Genomic DNA, 24,763 nt, shown 5'->3' on the forward strand with positions numbered 1-24,763 from the left:
GGATCATGGCTGGTCAGTTCAGGACTACCGCTGAGGAAATGAGCTCCTTCGCCAACCGCATCGGCGAGGTGAACGCTCAGGTTCAGGGCGAGATCCAGCGACTCAACTCGCTGGTCGACTCGATCAAGGCGGGGTGGCAGGGTCAGGCCGCGCAGGCCTACGGCCAGATGCAGACCCGTTTCAACGAGGACGCCACGGCGCTCAACCGGGTGCTCGACGAGATCAAGCAGGCGATCGAGGCGACCACCAAGCTGTACGCGCAGACCGAGCAGGACCAGCAGTCCTCGATGTCCGGTCTCGGCGGCTCTTTCTGATCCTCGCGGGTTCGTAGGCCGCAGCCGATTCGGGCCCGCAGGGCGGGCCTTGGCGATTCCATCGACAAGGAGACATCATGTCCGACCACATTCTCGTCAATTTCTCCACCATTACGGACGCGTCCTCGGAGATCCGTCAGACCGCGCAGCGCATCCAGTCGCAGCTCGACGAGCTGAAGGCCGGCGTGCAGCGCATCGCCTCCAGCTGGGAAGGTGCCGCGCAGGAGGGCTACCGCGCCCGCCAGACCGAGTGGGACGCGAAGGCCGCCGACCTGCAGCAGGTCCTGGGTCAGATCTCGACCTCGCTCGACAACGCGGCGCAGAGCTACCAGTCCACCGAGCAGAAGAACACCAGCGTCTGGAGCTGAGCCGGTCGCCGCGCGGCACGGTTCTTCCGAGAGGGGCGGGCGTCCGGGGGCGCCCGCCCTCCGCGCGTCACCGACGCGCACGGCATCCGGGGATCAGAGGGGAAGTTCAGGTGTCGTTGGGTACGTTCCGCGGGGCAGCCGCGGTGTCCGTCGTGCTGGGGGTGGTCGGGTCGCTCGCCGCAGCCCCGGCGTACGCGGCGTCGCCGTCCGCCTCGCCGTCCGGTGCGGACGGCTCCGCGCACTGGTCGCCCATCGGTATCGCCGCGGCCGGTGAGTGCACCTTCCCGTCGGCCAACGTGCAGGGCATGCCCTGGGCGCTCCAGCGGGTGCTGCTGACCGAGCTGTGGAAGGAAGGCCGCACCGGCAGGTTCGCCAAGGACGTGCCGGGGCGGAAGAAGGACACACCGGTCAAGGTGGCGGTGATCGACACCGGCGTGGACGACCGCAACGCGCAGCTGCGCGACAAGGTCGAGGACGGCGGCTCGTACCTCGCGAGCCCGCCGGGCGGGGAGAAGGACAGCGGGCGGAAGGACACCGTCGGCCACGGCACCAAGGTCGCCGGCATCATCGCGGCCCGGGCGATCAACGGCACGGGCTTCGTCGGCCTCGCGCCGGACGCGGTCATCCTCTCGCTGAAGCAGAACGACGACCAGGGCAGCGGATCCGTCGACAGCCTGATCCGGGCGATCGACGACGCGCTGGACAAGCACGCCGACGTCATCAACATCTCGCAGGACGTCCGGGCGGACGGCGACCAGGCCGACTTCCCGAAGAAGAAGGAGCTGCAGGCGGCCGTCGACCGCGCCGAGGAGCGCGGGGTGGTGATCGTCGCCTCCTCCGGCAACGACGGGCGCGAGGGCGACACGTTCCCGGCGGCCTTCCGCACCGTGCTGGCCGTCGGCGCCTCGGACCGCAACAACGAGCGGGCGCCGTTCTCCGAGTACGGCGCCTTCGTCAAAGTCGCGGCACCGGGCGTCGACATGCTCTCGACCGTGCCGGCCGGCGGGCAGTGCGTCGACAACGGCACGAGCTTCTCGTCGCCGTACGTGGCCGGGGTGGCCGCCCTGCTGAAGGGCGCCTACCCGGAGTGGACGCCGGCGCAGATCCGGGCGCGCATCATGCAGACCGCGCAGCGTACCCAGCGCGGCCCGGACAAGTTCATCGGCTGGGGTGTCGTCGACCCGGTGAAGGCCGTGCAGGGCGGCGCGGAGCAGGACGACGAGCCGCACGAGGACGCGAAGGTCACGATCGACCGGGTGCCCGTCGTCGCGCAGCCGCTCGGCCTCGCCGAGACCCAGGCCGACCGCGACCGCCGTACCGGCACGTTCGTGCTGGGCGGCGGTGCGCTCACCGTGGCGGCGCTGGCGGGCGGGTCGGTGGTGCTGCGGGACTTCCGCCGCCGCCGCGAGGACTGAGCGGTCCGGCAGGACGGCCGAGGCCCGGCACCCCCCTCGGGGTGCCGGGCCTCCTGCGTGGGCGGGTCAGACCTGCTCGTCCTCGGGCAGGGTGATCACCCAGCGGGTGTCCTGCCGGGGGCGGAGGTACAGCAGCCAGTAGAGGCCGGCCGCGGCGGTGATGCCGGCGGTCCACAGCAGCGCGGTGACGTCGAGCTGGGTCAGCAGGTAGGCGAGGCCGACGATCAGCAGGACCGGCAGGACGGGCCAGATCGGCTGGCGCCAGGCCGGGGCGTGCTTGTGGTGGCCCTTGCGGGAGAACAGCGCGGCGACGGCGACCAGCAGGTACAGCGCGGCGACGGCGACACCGGTGATGTTGGTCAGCTGGTCCTGCGGGACGAAGCAGAGCACCGCGCCGGGGACGCCGACGGCCAGGGTGGAGACCCAGGGGGCGTTGTACCGGTTCAGGGTGCCGAAGGCCTTGTTGACCGGCTCGGGCCATGCCTTGTCGCGGCCGGAGGCGAAGAGCACCCGGGAGTTCTGGATGACCATGACGATGCCCGCGTTGACGATGGCCAGCGCGATGCAGAGGCTGATGAAGGTGCCGACGGCGGTGTTGCTCCAGCCGGCGACGAGGGCGGAGATGTCGCCGGCGCTCAGCGCGGCGAGGTCGGGGGCGCCCACGGTGATCGCGACGACCGGCACGAGGATGACGACGACCGACAGGCCGAGGGTCCACAGCACGGTGCGGGCGACGTTGCGGCGGGGGTTCTCCAGCTCCTCGGAGAGGTAGATGGCGGTGGAGAAGCCCTGGGTGACGAAGAGCGCGGTGCCCATCGCGGCGAGCATCGCGGCGATCCCGACGCCGCTGGTCGCGCCGTCCGTGACGACGGAGCCGTGCAGCATGCTGCCGACGCCGCGCTCGGCGTGGCCGAAGCCCAGGAAGGCGACCACGGCGGAGGCGATGACCTCCAGGACGAGGAAGACGCCGGTGATCCAGGCGTTGGCGCGCAGGTCGAGGAGGCCGGCCACGGTGGCGGCGAGCATCACCGCGGCGCCGGCCCAGCGGGCGTCGACGTGCACGATGGGCGCCAGGTAGTCGGCCGTGCCGATGGCGATCAGCGAGGGCACGATCATGACGACGATCAGGGACTGGATGAACACCAGCCAGCCGGCGAAGCGGCCGGCGAGGGTGCCGACCATCGCGTACTCGCCGCCGGCGCTGGGGACGAGCGTGCCGAGCTCGGAGTAGCAGAACGCCACCGCGATGCAGATGAGCGCGCCGATCGCGATCGACAGGGCCGTGAAGGTGCCGATGGTGGAGAAGAGGTCCGGCACGATCACGAACAGCGAGGACGCCGGCGTGACACAGGAGAGGGTGAGCAGCGTGCCGCCCACGACACCGATCGAACGGGTGAGCTTCTTGGGAGTGCCCGTACCTGCCGTGGTCTCGGCTACGGCGAGTGGCGGGCGAAGCGTGTCGGTCATGGGAATCCGATCGGCTGTGCGGAGCTTTGGGGGAGGGAGCGGTATCGCCTCCGATGGGCGTTGACGGGCATGGTGTTCGATCGCTCCCGAGTGGCCATGCAACCGTGGCGATTTGCCCACGTCAACGCGTGATCTGCTTCGGAATCCGTTGCGCTCCGGCGCATGGGCATGCGATCCGATGGTCACCTGCGGCAATATTCGCCTTTGTCCGTCTTGTCAACTCCGGCCGGTCGGGCTTGATTCCAAGGTGAACTCCGGTGAACGGCATGTGTATCGAAGGAGGCGTGTCGATTCACCAGATGGGGTGCAGGTGGCCCTCCGCGGGCCGCAGGGCGGGCCGGGGGCCTACGGGAACCGCAGCCGACGGCGGAAAAAACACAGGTAACGTTCTGGCACCGTCCACGGCCTGGGATGCGCCAAGGGCCGGACTCCGAGGAGTCCGGCCCTTGGCGTCACGCACGGTCACCGTTACAGGGTGGGCAGCCAGCCCGTCTGCACCGTCTGGCCCGCCGCGATCCGGCGGGAGACGAACACGCCGCGGCCCGGCGGCAGCGGCTGCGGCTTGACGGTGCCGAGCAGGGCGCCCTCGTTCTTGTCGCCCGAGAGCAGCAGGCCCTGACCGCCGAGCTCGCGCATGCGCTGCATGACCGGCTCGAACAGCGACCGGCCGGCACCGCCGGCGTTGCGGGCGATGATGACGCGCAGGCCGATGTCGCGCGCGAACGGCAGGAACTCCGCCAGCGGCGCCATCGGGTTGCCCGAACCGGTGGCGACCAGCTCGTAGTCGTCCACGATCACGAACATGTCCTTGCCGCTGTACCAGCTGCGGTTGCGCAGCTGCTCCGGCGTGACGTCCGGACCGGGCAGGCGCCGCGAGCAGGCGCCGCGGAGCATCTCGATGATCGCCGTCATGGCGGGTGCGGCCGCCGCGTACTCGACCAGGTACTCCTGCGGCACCACGCCGAGCAGCGAGCGGCGGAAGTCGCCGACCACGATGCCGGCCTGCTCCGGGGTGTACCGCTCGGTGATCTGCTTGATGAGCAGCCGCAGCATCGCCGACTTACCGGACTCGCTCTCGCCGAAGACGATGAAGAGCGGGTCGGTCTCGAAGTTGACGAAGACCGGGGCCAGCTCGACCTCGTCCACACCGAAGGAGACGCCGAGCTCGGGGTGCTCGAAGCCCTTCGGCAGGGCCTGGCCGTCGAGGACGGCGGGGAGCATGCGCACCTGCGGGGCGCGCGGGCCCGTCCACGCCGCGTCGATCTGGGCGACCAGGTCGGCGACGCCGTCCGCGAGGTCGACGGTGGACGAGGAGCCGTCCAGGCGGGGCAGGCCGGAGAGGAAGTGCAGCTTGCCCGCGGTGATGCCGCGGCCCGGCGAGCCGGCCGGCACGTTCACCGCGACCTTGCGGTCGATCTCCGACTCCATCGAGTCGCCGAGCCGCAGCTCGGTGCGGTTCTGCAGCAGGTCCTTGAGCGCGGGCCGCACCTCCGCGTACCGCGCGGCGGTGACGACGACGTGCACGCCGTACGTCAGACCGCGCTGCGCGATGTCGGAGATGACCGGCTCCAGGACCTCGTACTCCTGCTTGAAGGTCAGCCAGCCGTCGATGATCAGGAACACGTCGCCGAACTGCTCGTCCGGCAGCTGGCCCGCCGCGCGGCGGGTGCGGTAGGTGGTGACGGTGTCGATGCCGGTGGCCCGGAAGAGCTCCTCGCGGCGGTTGAGGACGCCGTGGACCTCGCTGACCATGCGGCGGACCTTCTCGACGTCCAGGCGTCCGGCGACCCCGCCGACGTGCGGCAGGCCGGCGAGCGCGCCGAACGCGCCACCGCCGAAGTCGAGCAGGTAGAACTGCGTCTCGACCGGGGTGTGCGTGACCGCGAAGCCCGAGACCAGGGCCCGGACCATGTTCGACTTGCCGGACTGCGGACCGCCGACGATCAGGCCGTGGCCGGCCGCACCCGAGTAGTCCTGGTAGAGCACGTCGCGGCGCTGGTCGCGCGGCTTGTCGACGATGCCGACCGGCACCACCAGGCGGCCCAGGGCGCCGTACTCCGGCGAGGTCAGACCGCGCTCGGCGGTGGCCTGCAGCGGCGGCACCAGGCCGTCGATGCTCGGCGCCTCCTCCAGCGGGGGCAGCCACACCTGGTGGGCCGGCGGGCCCTGGCCGATCATGCGGTGCACGAAGGTGTCGAGCATGGTGTCGAGCAGCGAGTCGTCGATCTCCTCGACCTCCTCGTACACCTCCTCGACGACGGGCTCGACGATCGCGACCTCGGCGGCGGTGAAGAGCACCGGCTGCGCGGTGATGACCTGGCCGCCGCTGGTGCGCTGCTGGCCCGGCGGCCGGTACGGGCCGGAGACGTACGCGGCCCGGAACCGCTCCATGACGTCGGAGCCGAACTTCAGGTAGCCGACGCCGGGGATGGGCGGCAGGTGGTAGGCGTCGGGGACGCCGATCGCGGCGCGCGACTCGGCCGCGGAGAAGGTGCGCAGACCGAGACGGTAGGAGAGGAAGGTGTCCAGGCCGCGGAGCTTGCCCTCCTCCAGGCGCTGCGAGGCGAGCAGCATGTGCATGCCGAGCGAACGGCCGATGCGGCCGATCTGGATGAACAGGTCGATGAAGTCCGGCTTCGCCGTGAGCAGTTCGGAGAACTCGTCGATGATCATCAGGAGCGAGGGCAGCGGGTCGAGCGCCGCACCGGCGGCGCGGGCCCGCTCGTACTCGTTGATGTTCGCGTAGTTGCCCGCCGCGCGCAGGAGCTCCTGGCGGCGGTTCATCTCGCCCTCGATCGCGTCGCGCATGCGGTCGATGAGGGTGGCTTCGCCCTCCAGGTTGGTGATGACGGCCGCCGTGTGCGGCATCTCCGACATGCCGGCGAAGGTGGCGCCACCCTTGAAGTCGGCGAGCACGAGGTTGAGCACCTCGGAGGAGTGCGTCACCGCGAGGGCCAGCACGATGGTGCGCAGCACCTCGGACTTGCCGGAGCCGGTCGCGCCGACACACATGCCGTGCGGGCCCATGCCCTGCAGCGACGCTTCCTTGATGTCCAGCCAGACGTACTCGCCGTTGGTGCCGACGCCGAGCGGCACGCGCAGCTTCTCCGCCATCGGGCGGGGCCGCCAGTGCCGGGCCGGGTCGAAGGAGCCCGGGTCGCCGGTGTTCATCATCTCGGTGAAGTCCATCGAGACGAGCGACGGGTCGCCGTCGTCGCCGCCCGCCGACACCCGGAACGGGGCCAGCTGGCGGGCGAGCGCCTCGGACTGCCAGGACGACAGGGTGTCCGGCTTGCCCGAGTAGGAGGCGCCGGAGGCGGACTCCAGCAGCAGGTCGTCCTTGCCGACGGTGATGACCAGGTGGCCGCTGGGCTCGTCGAGGTCACCGGGCACCACCTCGATGACGGTGACGCCCTCGACGCCCTCCGCGCCGGCCAGCACCGAGTCCTGCGGCACCGCGGCGCCGTCCATGACGACGATCAGGTGCGGCTTGTCGGCGCTCGGCACGTTGTCGCGGGAGAAGCCCTTGCGGCCCTCCAGCTCCTTGGCGAGCAGTTCCTCCAGCTCGCCCAGCCCGGCGGCGATCAGACGGCGCGCACCGGCGCCGTCGTTCTCCTTGCGGTGCTGGGTGTGGGGCAGCCACTTCGCCCACTCCCACTCGTCGATCGCGCCGGGGGCGGCGGCGACGCCGACCATCAGGTCGTCGGGGGAGTGGAGCGTCGTCAGCTGGGCGATCATCGCCCGGACGGTGCCGTACACGGTGTCGGGATCGCCGCACACGGTGATGTGGTAGAAGGCGCGCAGCGAGACCGCGAGCGGCAGGTCCTGCAGGGTGCCGTGCGCCTTGATGAAGGTGCCCATGGCCTCCGCGGCCAGCGGCTCCAGCTCGTCCATCGGCGCGGTCTGCGGCGCGACGATCGGTGTCGACAGCTGCTGCGGCCCGCGGCCGAGCCGCACCTGGGCGAAGTCGTTGTCGGTCGGGCGGCGCTCCCACAGCCGTCGGCCCTCGGCGACGATCGACCACAGCTGGTCGGGCTCGGGGTGGGTGAACAGCAGGGCGCCGCGCTGGCGTTCGGCGGTCCGGCGGACCTGTCGGCGCATCTGCTGCAGGTACTTCAGATAGTCGCGGCGCTCGTCGGCGGTGCCGGCGCTGCCGCCGCGGCGGGCCTTCACGATCTGGGCGACCGCCATGCCCGCCGTGGAGGCGACCATCAGCACACCCATGATCTTCATCGGGCCCTGCGCGCCCGGGGAGAAGAAGAACGCCGCCGAACCGCCCATGCCCAGCAGCGGCAGCAGGGACATCATCCAGTCCTCGCCGCCCGACCGCGGGAGTTCGGGCGGGGGCACCAGCTCCACCGGTTCGTCCGGCACCGCGGGCGGATATGCCCGCGCCGGACGCTTCACCGTCACCACACTCATGCGACCGCCTCTTCCCCGTCCGTCGCTGTCAGGACGCGAGCCCGCCGCTCGGCGGCCGCTGCGCGAAACACGCACCTCTTGACGGTTCGCTCCGCCCGCTCGCTCACTGGCACCAACCCTCACGCAACCGAATACGTCCACGGGTCCGGGCGCTCCGATGGATGACGCCGCCCCCGCTCCGCCGACCGCAGGCGCGGGGGCCGCCGCATCGTGCCCGCCCCCGTGCGCCTTGCGCAAGCGCCGATCCTACTGGTCCGGTTGGACGGTTCGGGGACGAGGGTTGGCTTTGCGGCGGCCACGGATCGGCGGGCTCCCGGCGTACGGGCGGGGCCGCCGCCCCCGCACACCGGCGAACACCCGTGCGATCGACCCGGCGGTGCGGAGCCGCGTGATGACGCGGCATCAGCGGCACCGGCGCCGTCGGAGGCCGGACCGCCCCACGGCCGGGGCCGCCCCGACGCGCCGGACCCCGCCCGCCGCGCCATCCTGGAGACTGGGCCCCGGCCGGCCCCGGCCCGCCGTCCCGTACCCGCCCGCACCGCAGCCGGAGGACCCCGATGACCCAGGCGGACCCCCGCACGGCCGACCTCGCCCGCGAGCTGGCCGCCACCCTGCGGGGCGAGGCCAGGTTCGGCACCGCCGAACGCGTCGTGTACGCCTACGACGCGTCGAACTACCGCCAACTCCCCGCCGGCGTCGTGCACCCGGCCGACCTCGACGACGTCCGGACGACCGTCGCCCTGTGCCGGGAGGCCGGAGTGCCGCTGGTGCCGCGCGGGGCGGGCACCAGCATCGGCGGCCAGGCGATCGGCCCCGGCGCCGTCGTGATCGACTTCCGCCGCCACCTGGGCCGGGTGCTGTCCGTCGACCCCGACGCCCGCACCGCCGCCGTCGAACCCGGCACCGTCCTCGACGACCTGCAGCGCGCCGCCCGCCCCTACGGCCTGCGCTTCGGCCCCGACCCGTCCACGCACAGCCGCTGCACCCTCGGCGGCATGATCGGCAACGACGCCTGCGGCTCCCACTCCGTCGCCTGGGGACGCACCGGCGACAACGTCCGCACCCTCGACCTCCTCCTCGCCGACGGCACCGAACTCACCGCCGGCGGACCGCTCGACGCCGCCGCCCGAGCCCGCCTGCGCACCCTCCCCGGCCGCGCGGGCGAACTCCACCGCGCCCTCCAGGACCTCGCCGGAGACCACCTGGCCCTGCTCCGCCGCGCCATGCCCGACCTGCCGCGGCGCGGCTCCGGCTACGCCCTCGACGCGCTGCTCCCCGAACACGGCCACCACCTCGCCCGCGCCCTCACCGGCACCGAGGGCACCTGCGCGGTCCTCCTGGGCGCCACCGTCCGCCTCGTCCCCGAACCCGCGGCCCGCGCCCTCGTCGTCGCCGGCTACCCCGACGAGAGCGCCGCCGCCGACGCCGTCCCCGGACTCCTGCCGCTGCGCCCGCTCACCGTCGAGGGCATGGCCGCCGACCTCGTCGCGGCGCTCCTCGCCGCCGGCCCCCGCCCCGCCGCCCTCGACCACCTCCCCGACGGAGCCTGCTGGCTCTTCCTGGAGGTCGGCGGCGACACCCCCCGCGAGGCCCTCGACGCCGCCCACGACCTCGCCGCCACCGCCCGCCGCCAGGCCCGCGCCGCGACCTCCGTCGTCACCGACCCCGCCGAACAGCGCGGGCTCTGGGCCGTCCGTGAGGCCGGCGCGGGCATCGCCACCCGCCTCCCCGACGGCACCCGGGCATGGCCCGGCTGGGAGGACTCCGCCGTCCCCGTCGAACACCTCGGCGACTACCTGCGCGACCTGCGCCGCCTGCTCGGCCGGCACGGCCTGCGCGGCATCCCCTACGGACACTTCGGCGAGGGCTGCGTCCACCTGCGCCTCGACCTCCCCCTCACCGACCCGCAGCGCCTCCCGGAGTTCCGCGCCTTCATGGAACAGGCCGCCGACCTCGCCGTCTCCCACGGTGGCTCGCTCTCCGGCGAACACGGCGACGGCCAGGCCCGCGCCGAACTCCTGCCCCGCATGTACCCCCCGGAGATCATCGACCTCTTCGCCCGCTTCAAGCGGATCCTCGACCCCGGCAACCTCCTCAACCCCGGCAACCTCGTCGACCCGCGCCCCCTCGACGCCGACCTCCGCTTCACCGGCCGCGACCTCCTGCCCCTCGCCCAGCCCTACGACGACGACCGGGGCAGCCTCCTCCACGCCGTCCACCGCTGCGTCGGCGTCGCCAAGTGCACCGACACCACCACCGGCGTCATGTGCCCCAGCTACATGGCCACCGGCGAGGAACGCCACTCCACCCGCGGCCGCGCCCGACTCCTCGCCGACATGCTCCGCGGCGAGGCCGTCACCGACGGCTGGCGGTCCGAGGAGGTCCGCGAGGCCCTCGACCTCTGCCTCGGCTGCAAGGGCTGCGCCAGCGACTGCCCCACCCACGTCGACATGGCCACCTACCGCACCGAGTTCCTCCACCAGCACTACCGCCACCGGCTGCGCCCCGCCTCCCACTGGTCCATGGGCTGGCTGCCGCTCTGGCTGCGCGCCGCCGCGCTCGCCCCGCGGCCGGCCGGCGCCCTGCTGCGGCTGCGCCCCGCGGCGGCCCTGCTGAAGCGCCTCGGCGGCATCGACCCCCGCCGCGACCTCCCCGCCCTGCCCGCCGAGACCTTCACCGCGTGGTTCCGGCGCCACCGGGCCGCCCGCCCGGCCCGGCCGGGCGCCACCCCGGTGATCCTCTGGCCGGACACGTTCTCCGCCTACCTGCAGCCGGACGCCGCCCGGGCGGCCGTCGAGGTGCTGGAGCGCCTCGGCCACGACGTACGGCTCCCCGACGGGCCGGTCTGCTGCGGCCTCACCTGGATCTCCACCGGCCAGCTCGGCGTCGCCCGCGCCGTCGCCCGCCGCAGCCTGGCCGCCCTGCCGCCCGGAGTGCCGGTCGTCGGACTCGAACCCAGCTGCACCGCCGCGCTCCGCGAGGAGTGGCCCCGCCTCCTCGGCACCACCGACCCGGCCGCCCGCGAACTCGCCACCCGGGTCAGGACGTTCGCCGAGTTCCTGGACGAGGACGGCACCGACCTGCCCCACCTCGGCGGCCGCGCCGTCACCCAGGTCCACTGCCACCAGCACGCCGTGCTCGGCACCGCCGCCGACCGCCGCATCGAGGCCGCCCTCGGCCTCGACAACACCGTCCTCGACTCCGGCTGCTGCGGCCTCGCTGGCAACTTCGGCTTCGAGCAGGGCCACTACGACGTCTCGGTGGCCGCCGCCGAACGCGTCCTGATGCCCGCCGTCCGGGCCGCCGCCCCCGACACCACCGTCCTCGCCGACGGCTACGGCTGCCGCATCCAGATCGCCCAACTCGGCGACGGCCGACGCGCGGTGCACCTGGCCCAGGTCGTCCGCGACGGCCTCGACCGCCACGACCCCCTCGACCGCACAGCCGCCACCGACCGCTGAACCGGAAGCGGCGCAGGCCGCGCCCGGTCGGCCGGACCCGGACGACCCGCCGCCCGCACCGCCCGGACGCCCCCGCCCCCGGCGCACCCGCCACCCCCGGCGGGCGGTAGGGTAACGCCGCGCCGCCTGTCGGCCGGATCGTGTCGGTCCCGATCCGTACAGCGGCGCACAGCAGAACAGAAGCTGACGAACAGGCACATCCAACGAGGGGGAGCGCCGGTGAGCGAGCGTAGCGAGCGGACAGGGACGGGGCGCGCCCTACGGGGAGCACCCGCCGACCGGTGCGAGGTGGCCGCATGAGCGCCAACGCGACCACCGGCTTCTGCCGCGTCACCGTGGTGGCACCGGACAGCCGGATCGACGTCGCCCTGCCGGAGGACGTCCCGCTCGCCGACATCTACCCCGAGGTGCTGCGCCTGACCGGCCAGACCCAGGTCGACGGCACGCCCACCGGCTTCCACCTGGTGCGCCGCGACGGCACCGTGCTCGACAGCGGCATGCCGCTGGCCGCCCAGCAGGTCCGCGACGGCGACCTGCTGAGCCTGCGCCCGTTCTCCGAGTCGCTCCCGCCGGCCGTCTACGACGACGTCGCGGACGCCATCGCGAGCGCCGTCGAGGCCGACCGCCGCTTCTGGAGCCCCGACCTGATGCGGGCCTTCGGCCTCATCGGCGCCGCCGTGCTGCTCACCCTGCTCGGCTTCGCCCTCTGGTACTCCGACCTGCGGCACGACATGCACGGCCTGCCCGGCATCCTCTCCGGCGTCACCGCGATCGTGCTGGTCACCTTCGCCGGCGTCCGCGCCCGGGTGTACGGCGACCACGCAGCCGGCCTCGCCCTGGGCCTCGGCGCCCTCCCGCACGCGCTGATCGCGGGCTCCGGCGCCGTGCCGGTCGCCCTCGGCGACGGTCCGGGCCGCCTGCAGTTCCTCGTGGGCTGCGTCGCGGCGCTCGTCGCGTCCGTGCTGCTCGTCGGCCTGCTCCCGGAGAAGGACTCGGTCTTCGTCGCCTCCTCCTTCCTGGCCGCCGCCGGCACCCTCTCGACCTTCGCCGCCGTCCTCCTCGACGGCACGCCGGCCACCCACATCGCGGCCGTCACCGGCGTCGCCGCCGTCGCCGTGGTCGGCTTCCTGCCCGCCCTGTCGGCGCGGTTCGCCCGACTGCCCGTCGGCTTCAGCGCCCCCGGCCAGACCCGCACCCGCGGCAGCGGCTACGGCGAGGAGACCAGCCGCGCCGAGGCCGTCCAGTATGAGCGGATCGCCCACCAGGCCCGCCGCGGCCACGAGGTCCTCGTCGGCCTCGTCGGCGGTTGCGCGGCCACCGTCGTCGGCGCCTGCGCCGTCCTCGGCTTCAGCGACTCCGTCCCCGCCGAGCTGCTCGCGCTCGCCGTGGGCATCTCGACCATGCTGCGGGCCCGGCTGTTCCGCTACACCGCGCAGGTCTTCAGCCTGACGATCGCCGGCCTCGCCGGCCTCGCCCTGCTCGTCCTCGGCCTGTCGCTGCACACCCCGCTGTTCATCCTGGAGCAGCTGCAGCAGGGCGGCGCCGGCAGCTCGCTCGACCTGCGCACCGTCTGGCTGTCGGCGTCCATCGCGGCCGGCGCGGCGCTGCTGACGGCGATCGCGCTGATCGTCCCGCGGGTCGGCGTCTCCCCGTTCTGGGGCCGCATCCTGGACATGGTCGACAGCCTCATGCTGATGTCGCTCGTCCCGCTGGCCCTGGCCGTGCTGAACATCTACGCCCTGGTCCGCGGCATCACCAGCTGACCCCCGCGCACCCCTCCGCCGCCCGCCCGCGCCCCCGTGACAGGGGACGCCGGCGGGCGCTGGTACGCTTGGACAGTCCGAGTTCTGTCAGATCCTGTGTCGTCTACCGGGATCGCTCGGCCACCCCTGAAGGAGATGCCGTGGCTCTCGCCGCCGACGTCAAGAAGCAGATTTTCGCCGAGTTCGGCCAGAAGGAGGGCGACACCGGTTCCCCCGAGGTCCAGGTGGCCATGCTCTCCCGCCGCATCTCGGACCTGACCGAGCACCTCAAGGCCCACAAGCACGACCACCACTCGCGTCGTGGCCTGCTCATCCTGGTCGGCCAGCGCCGCCGGCTGCTGCAGTACCTGGCCAAGAAGGACATCGAGCGTTTCCGTACCCTCGTCGACCGCCTCGGCATCCGCCGCGGCGCCGCGGGCGGCGCTCGCTGACACCGCTCCGTGGGGCGGCTCCCCCGCTCGGGGGAGCCGCCCTTCGGCGCATCCGCCGCGGCCACGAAGCCGCGGCGACGCCCCACAGGAGATAACCGCAGCCACACGCGTGGTAATGGCGCGCTCTGTAGGGTGTGAATTTGTAAGGTGGAGGGCATGCCCGGGTTGATGCCCGACCGCGCGTCTCGCGGACGGCACCGGGCAGCACCCACACCACGCGCGGGCCGCAGGCTTCAAACGGAGGCCGCCCGCATCCGGGGGAGCGTCCACACGCGACCGCCGACCAGGCAGCCGAAAGGCGCCGGTCCTCGGTAGTGGCCGCCGGGAGTCCACGACGACACCCGGAGGCTTCGATCGAAGACCGGCCCGCAGGGCCGGGCAGGCAGACGCAGGGGACGCTCCACCGGACACGTACGAAAGAGGAGATCTTCCAGGTGGAAGAGAACGTGTTCTACGCCGAGGCCGTCATCGACAACGGCAGCTTCGGCACCCGTACCATCCGCTTCGAGACCGGCCGCCTGGCCCGTCAGGCCGCCGGCTCCGCCGTGGCCTACCTGGACGACGACACCATGGTGCTGTCGGCCACCAGCGCCTCCAAGCAGCCGAAGGAGCACTTCGACTTCTTCCCGCTGACGGTCGACGTCGAGGAGCGCATGTACGCCGCGGGCCGGATCCCCGGCTCGTTCTTCCGTCGCGAGGGCCGGCCCTCCGAGGACGCCATCCTCACCTGCCGCCTCATCGACCGCCCGCTGCGCCCGTCCTTCGTCAAGGGCCTGCGCAACGAGATCCAGGTCGTCGTCACCGTGATGGCGCTCAACCCCGACCACCTGTACGACGTCGTGGCGATCAACGCCGCGTCCGCGTCCACCCAGCTGGCCGGCCTGCCCTTCTCCGGCCCGATCGGCGGCGTCCGCGTCGCGCTGATCAAGGGCCAGTGGGTCGCGTTCCCGACCCACAGCGAGCTCGAGGACGCCGTCTTCGACATGGTCGTCGCCGGCCGCGCGCTGCCGGACGGCGACGTCGCGATCATGATGGTCGAGGCCGAGGCCACCACGAAGACCATCTCGCTGGTCGCCGACGGCGCCGAGGCCCCCACCGAGGAGATCGTCGCCGCGGGCCTCGAAGCCTCGAAGCCGTTCATCACCGTGCTCTGCGCCGCCCAGGCCCAGCTGGCCGCCCAGGCCGCCAAGCCCACCGGCGAGTTCCCGGTCTTCCTGGAGTACCAGGACGACGTGCTCGGCGCCCTGACCTCCGCGGTCAAGGACGAGCTCGCCCAGGCGCTCACCATCGCCGGCAAGCAGGAGCGCAACAACGAGATCGACCGCGTCAAGGCGATCGCCGCCGACAAGCTGCTCCCGGAGTTCGAGGGCCGCGAGAAGGAGATCGGCGCCGCCTACAACGCGCTGACCAAGAAGATCATCCGCGAGCGCGTCATCAAGGACAAGGTCCGCATCGACGGCCGCGGTGTCACCGACATCCGCACCCTGGCCGCCGAGGTCGAGGCCATCCCGCGCGTCCACGGCTCGGCCCTCTTCGAGCGCGGCGAGACCCAGATCCTGGGTGTCACCACGCTCAACATGCTCCGCATGGAGCAGCAGCTCGACACGCTCGCCCCCGAGACGCGTCGCCGCTACATGCACAACTACAACTTCCCGCCGTACTCGGTCGGCGAGACCGGCCGCGTGGGTTCGCCCAAGCGCCGCGAGATCGGCCACGGCGCGCTGGCCGAGCGGGCGATCCTGCCCGTGCTGCCGAGCCGCGAGGACTTCCCCTACGCGATCCGCCAGGTCTCCGAGGCGCTGAGCTCCAACGGCTCCACCTCGATGGGCTCGGTCTGCGCCTCCACCATGTCGCTGCTGAACGCCGGTGTGCCGCTCAAGGCCGCCGTCGCCGGCATCGCGATGGGCCTCATCTCGCAGGAGATCGACGGCGAGACGCACTACGTCACGCTGACCGACATCCTCGGCGCCGAGGACGCGTTCGGCGACATGGACTTCAAGGTCGCCGGTACCCGCAACTTCATCACCGCCCTCCAGCTCGACACCAAGCTGAACGGCATCCCGGCGTCGGTGCTCGCCGCCGCGCTGAAGCAGGCCAAGGACGCCCGCCTGCACATCCTCGACGTGATGAACGAGGCCATCGACACCCCGGACGAGATGTCGCAGTACGCGCCGCGCATCATCACCATCAAGATCCCGGTGGACAAGATCGGCGAGGTCATCGGCCCCAAGGGCAAGATGATCAACCAGATCCAGGAGGACACCGGCGCCGAGATCACGATCGAGGACGACGGCACCATCTACATCGGTGCCTCCGACGGTCCGGCCGCCGAGGCCGCCCGCACCACGATCAACCAGATCGCCAACCCGACCATGCCGGAGGTCGGCGAGCGCTACCTGGGCACCGTGGTGAAGACCACGACCTTCGGCGCGTTCGTGTCGCTCATGCCCGGCAAGGACGGTCTGCTGCACATCTCGCAGATCCGCAAGCTCGCCGGTGGCAAGCGCGTGGAGAACGTCGAGGACGTGCTCGCGGTCGGCGCCAAGGTGCAGGTCGAGATCGCCGAGATCGACCCGCGCGGCAAGCTCTCCCTGATCCCCGTGGTCGAGGGCGAGGAGGGCGGCGACGCCGCCGCGTCCGAGTGACGCACTAGGTCAGCCCGCGGCCCGCACGCCCCTCGCGGCGTGCGGGCCGCACCCTGTTCTTCCCCGATCTGAGAGGTACACCTGGTGGCTCAGGCCCCCGCGGCGAAGCAGCGCCCCGGCACGACCCGGACCCTGCTGAAGGGCGTCGACGGCGCCGGCACCGTCCGCCGCACCGTCCTCCCCGGCGGCCTGCGGGTCGTCACCGAGACCCTCCCGACGGTCCGCTCCGCAACCTTCGGCATCTGGGTCGGCGTCGGCTCCCGGGACGAGACACCGGTCCTCAACGGCGCGACCCACTACCTGGAGCACCTGCTCTTCAAGGGCACCGCCCGGCGCAGCGCCCTGGAGATCTCGGCCGCGCTCGACGCGGTCGGCGGCGAGATGAACGCGTTCACCGCCAAGGAGAACACCTGCTACTACGCGCGGGTGCTCGACACCGACCTCCCGCTCGCCATCGACGTGGTCTGCGACATGCTCACCGGCTCGCTGATCCGCCCCGAGGACGTCGACGCCGAGCGCGGCGTCATCCTCGAGGAGATGGCGATGGCCGAGGACGACCCGGGCGACGTCGTGCACGACCTCTTCGCCAAGGTGATCTACGGCACCGGCCCGCTCGGCCGCCCCATCCTGGGCACCGAGGAGACCGTCACCAACCTCACCCGCGACCAGATCGCCGGCTTCTACCGCCGCCGCTACAAGCCGGAGCACCTGGTCGTCGCCGCCGCCGGCAACCTCGACCACCGCAAGGTCGTCAAGCTCGTCGAGGAGGCGTTCGCCGCCGTCCTCGCGAAGTCCGAGGGACACCCCGCCGAGGTGCGCCGCGGCGTCAAGACCGTGCGCACGGCGGGCCGCACCGAGGTGCTCAACCGGCCCACCGAGCAGGCCCACCTCGTGCTCGGCGTCCCCGGCGTGCCCCGGCACGACGAGCGCCGCTGGGCCATGGGCGTCCTCAACGCCGCCCTGGGCGGCGGCATGAGCTCCCGGCTCTTCCAGGAGGTCCGGGAGAAGCGCGGCCTCGCGTACTCGGTCTACTCCTACTCGTCCTCGTACGCCGACAGCGGCATCTTCGGCATCTACGCCGGCTGCCAGCCCAAGCGGGTCGAGGAGGTGCTCGGCATCTGCCGCCGGGAGCTGGCCAAGGTCGTCGCCGACGGCATCACCGAGGAGGAGCTGCACCGCGCCATCGGTCAGATCTCCGGTTCCACCGTGCTCGGCATGGAGGACACCGGCTCGCTGATGAACCGCATCGGCAAGGCCGAGATCGCCTACGGCACCCACCTCTCCGTCGACGAGATGCTCGGGCGGATAGCGGCGGTGACTCTGGAGGACGTCCACGCGGTGGCCCGTGATGTGCTGGGGGCGTACCGGCCGTCGCTCGCGCTGATCGGCCCGGTCAACGACAAGCGGGCGGCGGCGATCGCCGCCCAGCTCGCCCAGGAGGAAACCGCATGACTCTGCGCGTCGCCGTGATCGGCGCCACCGGGAGGATCGGCTCGGAGGCCGTCAGGGCCGTCGAGGCCGCCGCCGACCTGGAGCTGGTCGCCGCACTGAACAGCAAGTCCGAGCTCACCGAGCTCACCGGGGCGGGGGCGCAGGTCGTCGTCGAGCTGACCCACCCCGACGCGGTGATGGGCAACCTGGACTTCTGCCTCCGCAACGGCCTGCACGTCGTCACCGGCACCACCGGCTGGACGGACGAGCGCCTCGCGACCGTGCGAGCCCTGCTCGCCGACGCGCCCGGCACGGGCCTCCTGATCGCCCCGAACTTCTCCATCGGCGCCGTGCTGTCGATGCAGTTCGCCCAGGCGGCCGCGAAGTACTTCGAGACCGTCGAGGTCGTCGAGCTGCACCACAACAACAAGGCCGACGCCCCCAGCGGCACCGCGACCCGCACCGCCCAGCTCATCGCCGCCGCCCGCGACGCCGCCGGCCTGCCCCGGCAGACCGACCCCACCACCCACGGTCTCGACGGCGCCCGCGGCGCCGACGTGGACGGCGTCCCGGTGCACTCCGTACGGCTGCGCGGCCTCCTCGCGCACCAGGAGGTGCTGCTGGGCGACGCCGGCGAGACGCTCACCATCCGGCACGACTCGCTGCACCACAGCTGCTTCATGCCCGGCATCCTGCTCGGTGTCCGCAAGGTCGTCGACACACCCGGGCTCACCCTCGGCCTCGAACACTTCCTGGACCTGTGAGCCCCGCATGACCTCCCGTACCGGCTTCTTCCTGCTCGCCGCGGCCCTGCTGCTGGTCTCCCTGCTCTGCGTGGGCGAGGGCGTCCAGCTCATCGCGACCGGCAAGCCGCTCGGCATCGGCATGGGCGTGTGCGCCTTCGTCATCCCGCCGATCGGGGTCTGGTTCCTCCTCCAGACCGTCCGCTTCGGCCGGGCGAGCGAGCAGCTCGCCCGCGAGCTGGAGGCCGAGGGCGGCCTCCCCGTGGACGAGCTCCGCCGCACCACCGGCGGCCGCATCGACCGGGCCTCCGCCGACGAGGTCTTCGCCCGCCGCAAGACCGAGGCGGAGGCCGCCCCCGGGGACTGGCGGGTCTTCTTCCGCCTCGCCGTGGCCTACGCCGACGCCGGGGACACCCCGCGCGCCCGCAAGGCCATGCACCACGCCATCAAGCTGCACAGCACCACTCTCGACACGAGGAGCACCGCGTGACCGACGGCACCGCCCCCACGTTCCGCAGCGACGTCACGGTCGAACTCGTCCGAAGCGCCGCCACCGACACCGACGTGCTCTGGGCGGCCCGGGTCTCCACCGCGGGCGAGCAGTCCATCGAGGCCGTCGGCCAGGACCCGGCGCGCTCGGAAGGCCTCATCAACTACCTGATGCGCGACCGCCACGGCACCCCGTTCGAGCACAACTCGATGACCTTCCTGATCAGCGCGCCGATCTTCGTGTTCCGCGAGTTCCACCGCCACCGCAGCGGATGGTCGTACAACGAGGAGTCCGGCCGCTACCGCGAGCTGCAGCCGGTCTTCTACGTGCCGGACGCCGGGCGCAAGCTCGTCCAGCAGGGCCGTCCCGGCAGGTACGAGTTCGTGGAGGGCACCCCCGAGCAGCACCGGGTGACCACCGCGGCGATGGAGGAGTCGTACCGCGCCTCCTACCGGGCGTACCAGGAGATGCTCGACGCCGGCGTGGCCCGCGAGGTCGCCCGCGCCGTGCTCCCCGTCGGCCTGTTCTCGTCGATGTACGCGACCTGCAACGCTCGCTCGCTGATGCACTTCCTCTCGCTCCGCACCAAGCGGGACAACGCGACGGTGCCGTCCTTCCCGCAGCGGGAGATCGAGATGGTCGCCGAGCGGATGGAGGCGAAGTGGGCCGAGCTCATGCCGCTCACCCATGCGGCCTTCGAGAAGCACGGCCGGGTCGCCCCCTGACCTGGGACGACAGGCATACGGGCGGTGCGCCCGAGATGTCCGGATTGCGGGCGTTCCGGGCGCTCCCTACGCTCGGAACACGGATCCCGGTGCTGCCCGAACCCCCGAGCGGGCAGCACCGGAATCCCATGCTCGGCTCCCTCCGGCCCGCCGCCGGCCGCCCCGGATTCTGTCCGAACCGTGGACCGGCGTGACCGCCCCCCAGTGGCCTACGAGTAGTTTTGGACACATGGCTCCGACCTCCACCCCCCAGACGCCCTTCGGCCGGGTCCTGACCGCGATGGTCACCCCGTTCACCGCCGACGGTGGCCTCGACCTCGACGGCGCGCAGCGCCTCGCCGCCCACCTCGTGGATGCCGGCAACGACGGTCTCGTGCTCAACGGCACCACCGGCGAGTCCCCGACCACCAGCGACGCCGAGAAGGCCCAGCTGGTCCGTGCCGTGGTGGAGGCGGTCGGGGACCGCGCGCACATCATCGCCGGCGTCGGCACCAACGACACCCGCCACAGCGTCGAGCTGGCCCGCCAGGCCGAGGCCGCCGGCGCCCACGGCCTGCTCTCGGTCACGCCGTACTACAGCAAGCCCCCGCAGGAGGGCCTGTACCGGCACACCGTCGCCCTCGCGGACGCCACCGGCCTGCCGGTCATGCTGTACGACATCCCGGGCCGCAGCGGTGTCGCGCTGAGCCACGAGACGCTGGTCCGGCTCGGCGAGCACCCCCGGATCGTCGCCAACAAGGACGCCAAGGGCGACGTCGGCGCCGCCTCCTGGGCGATCGCGCGTTCCGGGCTCGCCTGGTACTCCGGCGACGACATCCTGACCCTGCCGCTCCTCTCGGTCGGAGCCGTCGGCGTGGTCAGCGTGGTCAGCCACCTCGTCACCCCCGAGCTGAGGGCCCTGGTCGACGCCTTCACCGCGGGCGACACCGCCAAGGCCACCGCCGTCCACCAGAGCCTGCTGCCCGTCTTCAGCGGTATCTTCCGCACCCAGGGCGTGATCCTCACCAAGGCCGCACTCGAGCTGCTGGGACACCCCGTCGGCCCGCTGCGCCTGCCGCTGGTGTCCGCCACGCCCGAGGAGATTGCGCGACTGAAGCAGGATCTGGCCGACGGCGGGGTACACCTGTAGCAGACAGAGACGTGCGCGCCCCGGCTCGCCGGGCCCCCGAGGGCCTGCCGCTGGACCGGACCGAAGGCGCGGAGGCACCTGGTACGTAGGAAACCGACGATGGATGCACGCCATATGTCTCCGGGGGAGGTCCTTCCGGGCATGTGGCGTGCGTCGTGAGGAGAGTCTTTTGAGCCACCCGCATCCCGAACTCGGCGCGCCCCCTGCCCTGAAGCAGGGCGCCCTCCGCATCACCCCGCTCGGCGGCCTCGGGGAGATCGGCCGCAACATGACCGTCTTCGAGTACGGCGACCGGATCCTGATCGTCGACTGCGGCGTCCTCTTCCCCGAGGACGAGCAGCCCGGCGTCGACCTGATCCTCCCGGACTTCACGTACATCCGGGACCGCCTCGACAAGATCGACGGCATCGTCCTGACCCACGGGCACGAGGACCACATCGGCGCCGTCCCGTACCTGCTCCGGGAGAACCCGGACATCCCGCTGATCGGCTCGAAGCTCACCCTCGCCCTGATCGAGGCCAAGCTCGCCGAACACCGGATCCGCCCGTACGTGCTGGAGGTCAAGGAGGGCGAGCGCGAGCGCATCGGCCCCTTCGACTGCGAGTTCATCGCGGTCAACCACTCCATCCCGGACGCCCTGGCCGTCGCCGTCCGCACGCCCGCGGGCATGGTCGTCGCCACCGGCGACTTCAAGATGGACCAGCTGCCGCTGGACGGCCGGCTCACCGACCTCCCCGCCTTCGCCAGGCTGGCGGAGGAGGGCATGGACCTGCTGCTGGTGGACTCCACCAACGCCGAGGTGCCCGGCTTCATCCCGCACGAGCGGGACATCTCCGCCGCGCTGGGCAACGTCTTCGGCACCGCGAAGCGCCGGATCATCGTCGCCTCGTTCGCGAGCCACGTGCACCGCATCCAGCAGGTGCTGGACGCCGCCCACAAGCACAACCGCAAGGTGGCGTTCGTCGGCCGCTCGATGGTCCGCAACATGGGCATCGCCCGCGACCTCGGCTACCTCAAGGTGCCCGGCAACCTCGTCGTCGACGTGAAGACGCTGGACGACCTGCCGGACGACAAGGTCGTGCTCGTCTGTACCGGCTCGCAGGGCGAGCCGATGGCCGCCCTGTCGCGGATGGCCAACCGGGAGCACCAGATCCGCATCGTCGAGGGCGACACCGTCGTCCTCGCGTCCTCGCTGATCCCCGGCAACGAGACCGCGATCTACCGCGTGATCAACGGCCTGACCCGCTGGGGCGCCAACGTCGTGCACAAGGGCAACGCCAAGGTGCACGTCTCCGGCCACGCCTCGGCCGGCGAGCTCCTGTACTTCTTCAACATCTGCCGTCCGCGCAACCTGATGCCCGTGCACGGCGAGTGGCGCCACCTGCGGGCCGCCGCCGACCTCGGCATCAAGACCGGCATCCCGAAGGAGCGCACGGTCATCGCCGAGGACGGCGTCTGCGTCGACCTGGAGAACGGTGTCGCGCGGATCGTCGGCAAGGTGCAGGCCGGCTACGTCTACGTCGACGGCTCGTCGGTCGGCGACATCACCGAGGCCTCGCTCAAGGACCGCCGCATCCTCGGTGAGGAGGGCTTCATCTCGGTCTTCGTGGTGGTGGACTCCACCAACGGCAAGATCGTGAGCGGCCCGACGATCCAGGCCCGCGGCTCCGGCATCGACGACAGCGCGTTCGTGCCCGTCGTCGCCAAGCTGGAGGAGGCGCTCACGCGCTCCGCCGGCGACGGCGTGCTGGAGGTCCGCCAGGTGCAGCAGATGGTGCGCCGGGTCATCGGCAAGTGGGTGGCGGACAACTACCGCCGCCGGCCGATGATCCTGCCGGTCGTCGTCGAGGTCTGACGCCCGCCCGGCCCCGGTTTGACGTGGGGCGACTCGGTGCGTAATGTTCTCCGAGTTGCCCCACCGCCGGGCAGACCTCCTCCGAATTCAGTTCGGAGCGGGAAATGCGGCGGAGAAACTCTGCTAGAGTTCGGGAGCGCCGAAAGGCAAAAGCAAATCCGATGAAAGAGTCCCCGGAAAACGGGGCGGAAAACATCTGATAAGCTGGAAACACGAAAGAGCGAAACACCCGGAGGGTCCGCTGGAAGGCGGTCCGAAGGAAGTGTCCGTTCCTTGAGAACTCAACAGCGTGCCAAAAGTCAACGCCAGATATGTTGACATCCCCGGCCTCGGACTTGTTCCGGGGTTGGAGATTCCTTTTGTAGTAAATAACACAGCGAGGACGCAGTGCGCGGGGCTCCCTATTCCGGGGGTTGCCGTGCCGCTCAACGCGGGTGTGAACCCGATGACGGGTAATCATTCACGGAGAGTTTGATCCTGGCTCAGGACGAACGCTGGCGGCGTGCTTAACACATGCAAGTCGAACGGTGAAGCCCTTCGGGGTGGATCAGTGGCGAACGGGTGAGTAACACGTGGGCAATCTGCCCTGCACTCTGGGACAAGCCCTGGAAACGGGGTCTAATACCGGATATGACCGTCTTCCGCATGGTTGACGGTGTAAAGCTCCGGCGGTGCAGGATGGGCCCGCGGCCTATCAGCTTGTTGGTGGGGTAATGGCCTACCAAGGCGACGACGGGTAGCCGGCCTGAGAGGGCGACCGGCCACACTGGGACTGAGACACGGCCCAGACTCCTACGGGAGGCAGCAGTGGGGAATATTGCACAATGGGCGAAAGCCTGATGCAGCGACGCCGCGTGAGGGATGACGGCCTTCGGGTTGTAAACCTCTTTCAGCAGGGAAGAAGCGCAAGTGACGGTACCTGCAGAAGAAGCACCGGCTAACTACGTGCCAGCAGCCGCGGTAATACGTAGGGTGCGAGCGTTGTCCGGAATTATTGGGCGTAAAGAGCTCGTAGGCGGCCTGTCGCGTCGGATGTGAAAGCCCGGGGCTTAACCCCGGGTCTGCATTCGATACGGGCAGGCTAGAGTGTGGTAGGGGAGATCGGAATTCCTGGTGTAGCGGTGAAATGCGCAGATATCAGGAGGAACACCGGTGGCGAAGGCGGATCTCTGGGCCATTACTGACGCTGAGGAGCGAAAGCGTGGGGAGCGAACAGGATTAGATACCCTGGTAGTCCACGCCGTAAACGTTGGGAACTAGGTGTTGGCGACATTCCACGTCGTCGGTGCCGCAGCTAACGCATTAAGTTCCCCGCCTGGGGAGTACGGCCGCAAGGCTAAAACTCAAAGGAATTGACGGGGGCCCGCACAAGCAGCGGAGCATGTGGCTTAATTCGACGCAACGCGAAGAACCTTACCAAGGCTTGACATACGCCGGAAACGTCTAGAGATAGGCGCCCCCTTGTGGTCGGTGTACAGGTGGTGCATGGTTGTCGTCAGCTCGTGTCGTGAGATGTTGGGTTAAGTCCCGCAACGAGCGCAACCCTTGTTCTGTGTTGCCAGCATGCCTTTCGGGGTGATGGGGACTCACAGGAGACTGCCGGGGTCAACTCGGAGGAAGGTGGGGACGACGTCAAATCATCATGCCCCTTATGTCTTGGGCTGCACACGTGCTACAATGGTCGGTACAAAGGGCTGCGATGCCGCGAGGCGGAGCGAATCCCAAAAAGCCGGCCTCAGTTCGGATTGGGGTCTGCAACTCGACCCCATGAAGTTGGAGTTGCTAGTAATCGCAGATCAGCATGCTGCGGTGAATACGTTCCCGGGCCTTGTACACACCGCCCGTCACGTCACGAAAGTCGGTAACACCCGAAGCCGGTGGCCTAACCCTTGGGAGGGAGCCGTCGAAGGTGGGACCAGCGATTGGGACGAAGTCGTAACAAGGTAGCCGTACCGGAAGGTGCGGCTGGATCACCTCCTTTCTAAGGAGCACATAGCCGCTTGCGAGCGAATGTCTCGCACGGTTGCTCATGGGTGGAACGTTGACTATTCGGCACGGTCGGTGACGACTGCTAGTACTGCTCTTCGGGGCGTGGAACGTGGTG

The 24,763-nt window shown here is 71.1% G+C and carries 15 protein-coding genes and 1 rRNA gene; 14 read left to right on the top strand and 2 right to left on the bottom strand.

Going from position 1 to position 24,763, the window contains the following annotated elements:
* Positions 1–5: 5 nt before the first annotated feature.
* The 3 genes from OG335_RS24560 to mycP all read left to right on the top strand — a co-directional run bounded on the left by OG335_RS24560 (position 6) and on the right by mycP (position 2,097).
* Positions 6–314, top strand: coding sequence for a WXG100 family type VII secretion target (locus OG335_RS24560; protein WP_405013272.1), 309 nt, complete (start codon positions 6–8; stop codon positions 312–314).
* A 77-nt stretch (positions 315–391) separates the two neighbouring features.
* Positions 392–682 carry a WXG100 family type VII secretion target gene (locus tag OG335_RS24565; protein WP_405013273.1) on the top strand — a complete coding sequence of 97 codons (291 nt, stop codon included), beginning with the start codon at positions 392–394 and terminating at the stop codon, positions 680–682.
* A 110-nt stretch (positions 683–792) separates the two neighbouring features.
* Complete coding sequence (gene mycP / locus OG335_RS24570; protein ID WP_405013274.1) at positions 793–2,097, top strand: type VII secretion-associated serine protease mycosin; 1,305 nt, start codon at positions 793–795, stop codon at positions 2,095–2,097.
* A gap of 66 nt (positions 2,098–2,163) precedes the next feature.
* Here the strand turns inward: mycP and OG335_RS24575 are convergent, their stop codons facing one another.
* A complete protein-coding gene (locus OG335_RS24575) occupies positions 2,164–3,564 on the bottom strand; it encodes an APC family permease (protein ID WP_405013275.1) in 1,401 nt (466 codons plus the stop codon).
* Between the two features lie 468 nt (positions 3,565–4,032).
* Positions 4,033–7,986: a type VII secretion protein EccCa gene (gene eccCa, locus OG335_RS24580; RefSeq protein ID WP_405013276.1), complete on the bottom strand. Its 3,954-nt coding sequence runs from the start codon at positions 7,984–7,986 to the stop codon at positions 4,033–4,035.
* A gap of 557 nt (positions 7,987–8,543) precedes the next feature.
* Between eccCa and OG335_RS24585 the strand changes: the two genes are divergently transcribed.
* The 11 genes from OG335_RS24585 (at position 8,544) to OG335_RS24635 (ending at position 24,640) form a co-directional block, all read left to right on the top strand.
* Positions 8,544–11,447 (top strand): FAD-binding and (Fe-S)-binding domain-containing protein, encoded by a 2,904-nt coding sequence (locus OG335_RS24585; protein WP_405013277.1) that lies wholly within the window; start codon positions 8,544–8,546, stop codon positions 11,445–11,447.
* A 296-nt stretch (positions 11,448–11,743) separates the two neighbouring features.
* Complete coding sequence (eccD, locus tag OG335_RS24590) at positions 11,744–13,210, top strand: type VII secretion integral membrane protein EccD (protein ID WP_405013278.1); 1,467 nt, start codon at positions 11,744–11,746, stop codon at positions 13,208–13,210.
* Positions 13,211–13,350: 140 nt separating this feature from the next.
* Positions 13,351–13,641, top strand: a complete 291-nt coding sequence (gene rpsO / locus OG335_RS24595; RefSeq protein WP_405013279.1) for a 30S ribosomal protein S15 — start codon at positions 13,351–13,353, stop codon at positions 13,639–13,641.
* Positions 13,642–14,075: 434 nt separating this feature from the next.
* Positions 14,076–16,286 (top strand): polyribonucleotide nucleotidyltransferase, encoded by a 2,211-nt coding sequence (locus OG335_RS24600; protein WP_405013280.1) that lies wholly within the window; start codon positions 14,076–14,078, stop codon positions 16,284–16,286.
* An 81-nt stretch (positions 16,287–16,367) separates the two neighbouring features.
* The gene (locus OG335_RS24605; protein ID WP_405015515.1) at positions 16,368–17,738 is read left to right on the top strand and encodes a M16 family metallopeptidase; all 1,371 of its coding nucleotides are present in this window, start codon (positions 16,368–16,370) and stop codon (positions 17,736–17,738) included.
* Positions 17,735–18,481 carry a 4-hydroxy-tetrahydrodipicolinate reductase gene (dapB, locus tag OG335_RS24610; protein WP_405013281.1) on the top strand — a complete coding sequence of 249 codons (747 nt, stop codon included), beginning with the start codon at positions 17,735–17,737 and terminating at the stop codon, positions 18,479–18,481. Before OG335_RS24605 ends, dapB begins: the two co-directional genes overlap by 4 nt.
* 7 nt (positions 18,482–18,488) lie before the next feature.
* A complete protein-coding gene (locus OG335_RS24615; RefSeq protein ID WP_405013282.1) occupies positions 18,489–18,950 on the top strand; it encodes a hypothetical protein in 462 nt (153 codons plus the stop codon).
* Positions 18,947–19,675, top strand: a complete 729-nt coding sequence (thyX, locus tag OG335_RS24620; protein WP_405013283.1) for an FAD-dependent thymidylate synthase — start codon at positions 18,947–18,949, stop codon at positions 19,673–19,675. The genes OG335_RS24615 and thyX overlap by 4 nt, the downstream gene beginning before the upstream one ends.
* A 229-nt stretch (positions 19,676–19,904) precedes the next feature.
* Positions 19,905–20,804, top strand: a complete 900-nt coding sequence (gene dapA / locus OG335_RS24625; RefSeq protein WP_405013284.1) for a 4-hydroxy-tetrahydrodipicolinate synthase — start codon at positions 19,905–19,907, stop codon at positions 20,802–20,804.
* A 169-nt stretch (positions 20,805–20,973) separates the two neighbouring features.
* On the top strand, positions 20,974–22,659 hold the full coding sequence (locus OG335_RS24630; protein ID WP_405013285.1) for a ribonuclease J: 1,686 nt from the start codon (positions 20,974–20,976) through the stop codon (positions 22,657–22,659).
* Positions 22,660–23,118: 459 nt separating this feature from the next.
* Positions 23,119–24,640: ribosomal RNA gene (locus tag OG335_RS24635) — 16S ribosomal RNA — on the top strand.
* Positions 24,641–24,763 lie beyond the last annotated feature (123 nt).

This window comes from Kitasatospora sp. NBC_01539 (assembly GCF_045040525.1).
GTDB lineage: Bacteria > Actinomycetota > Actinomycetes > Streptomycetales > Streptomycetaceae > Kitasatospora.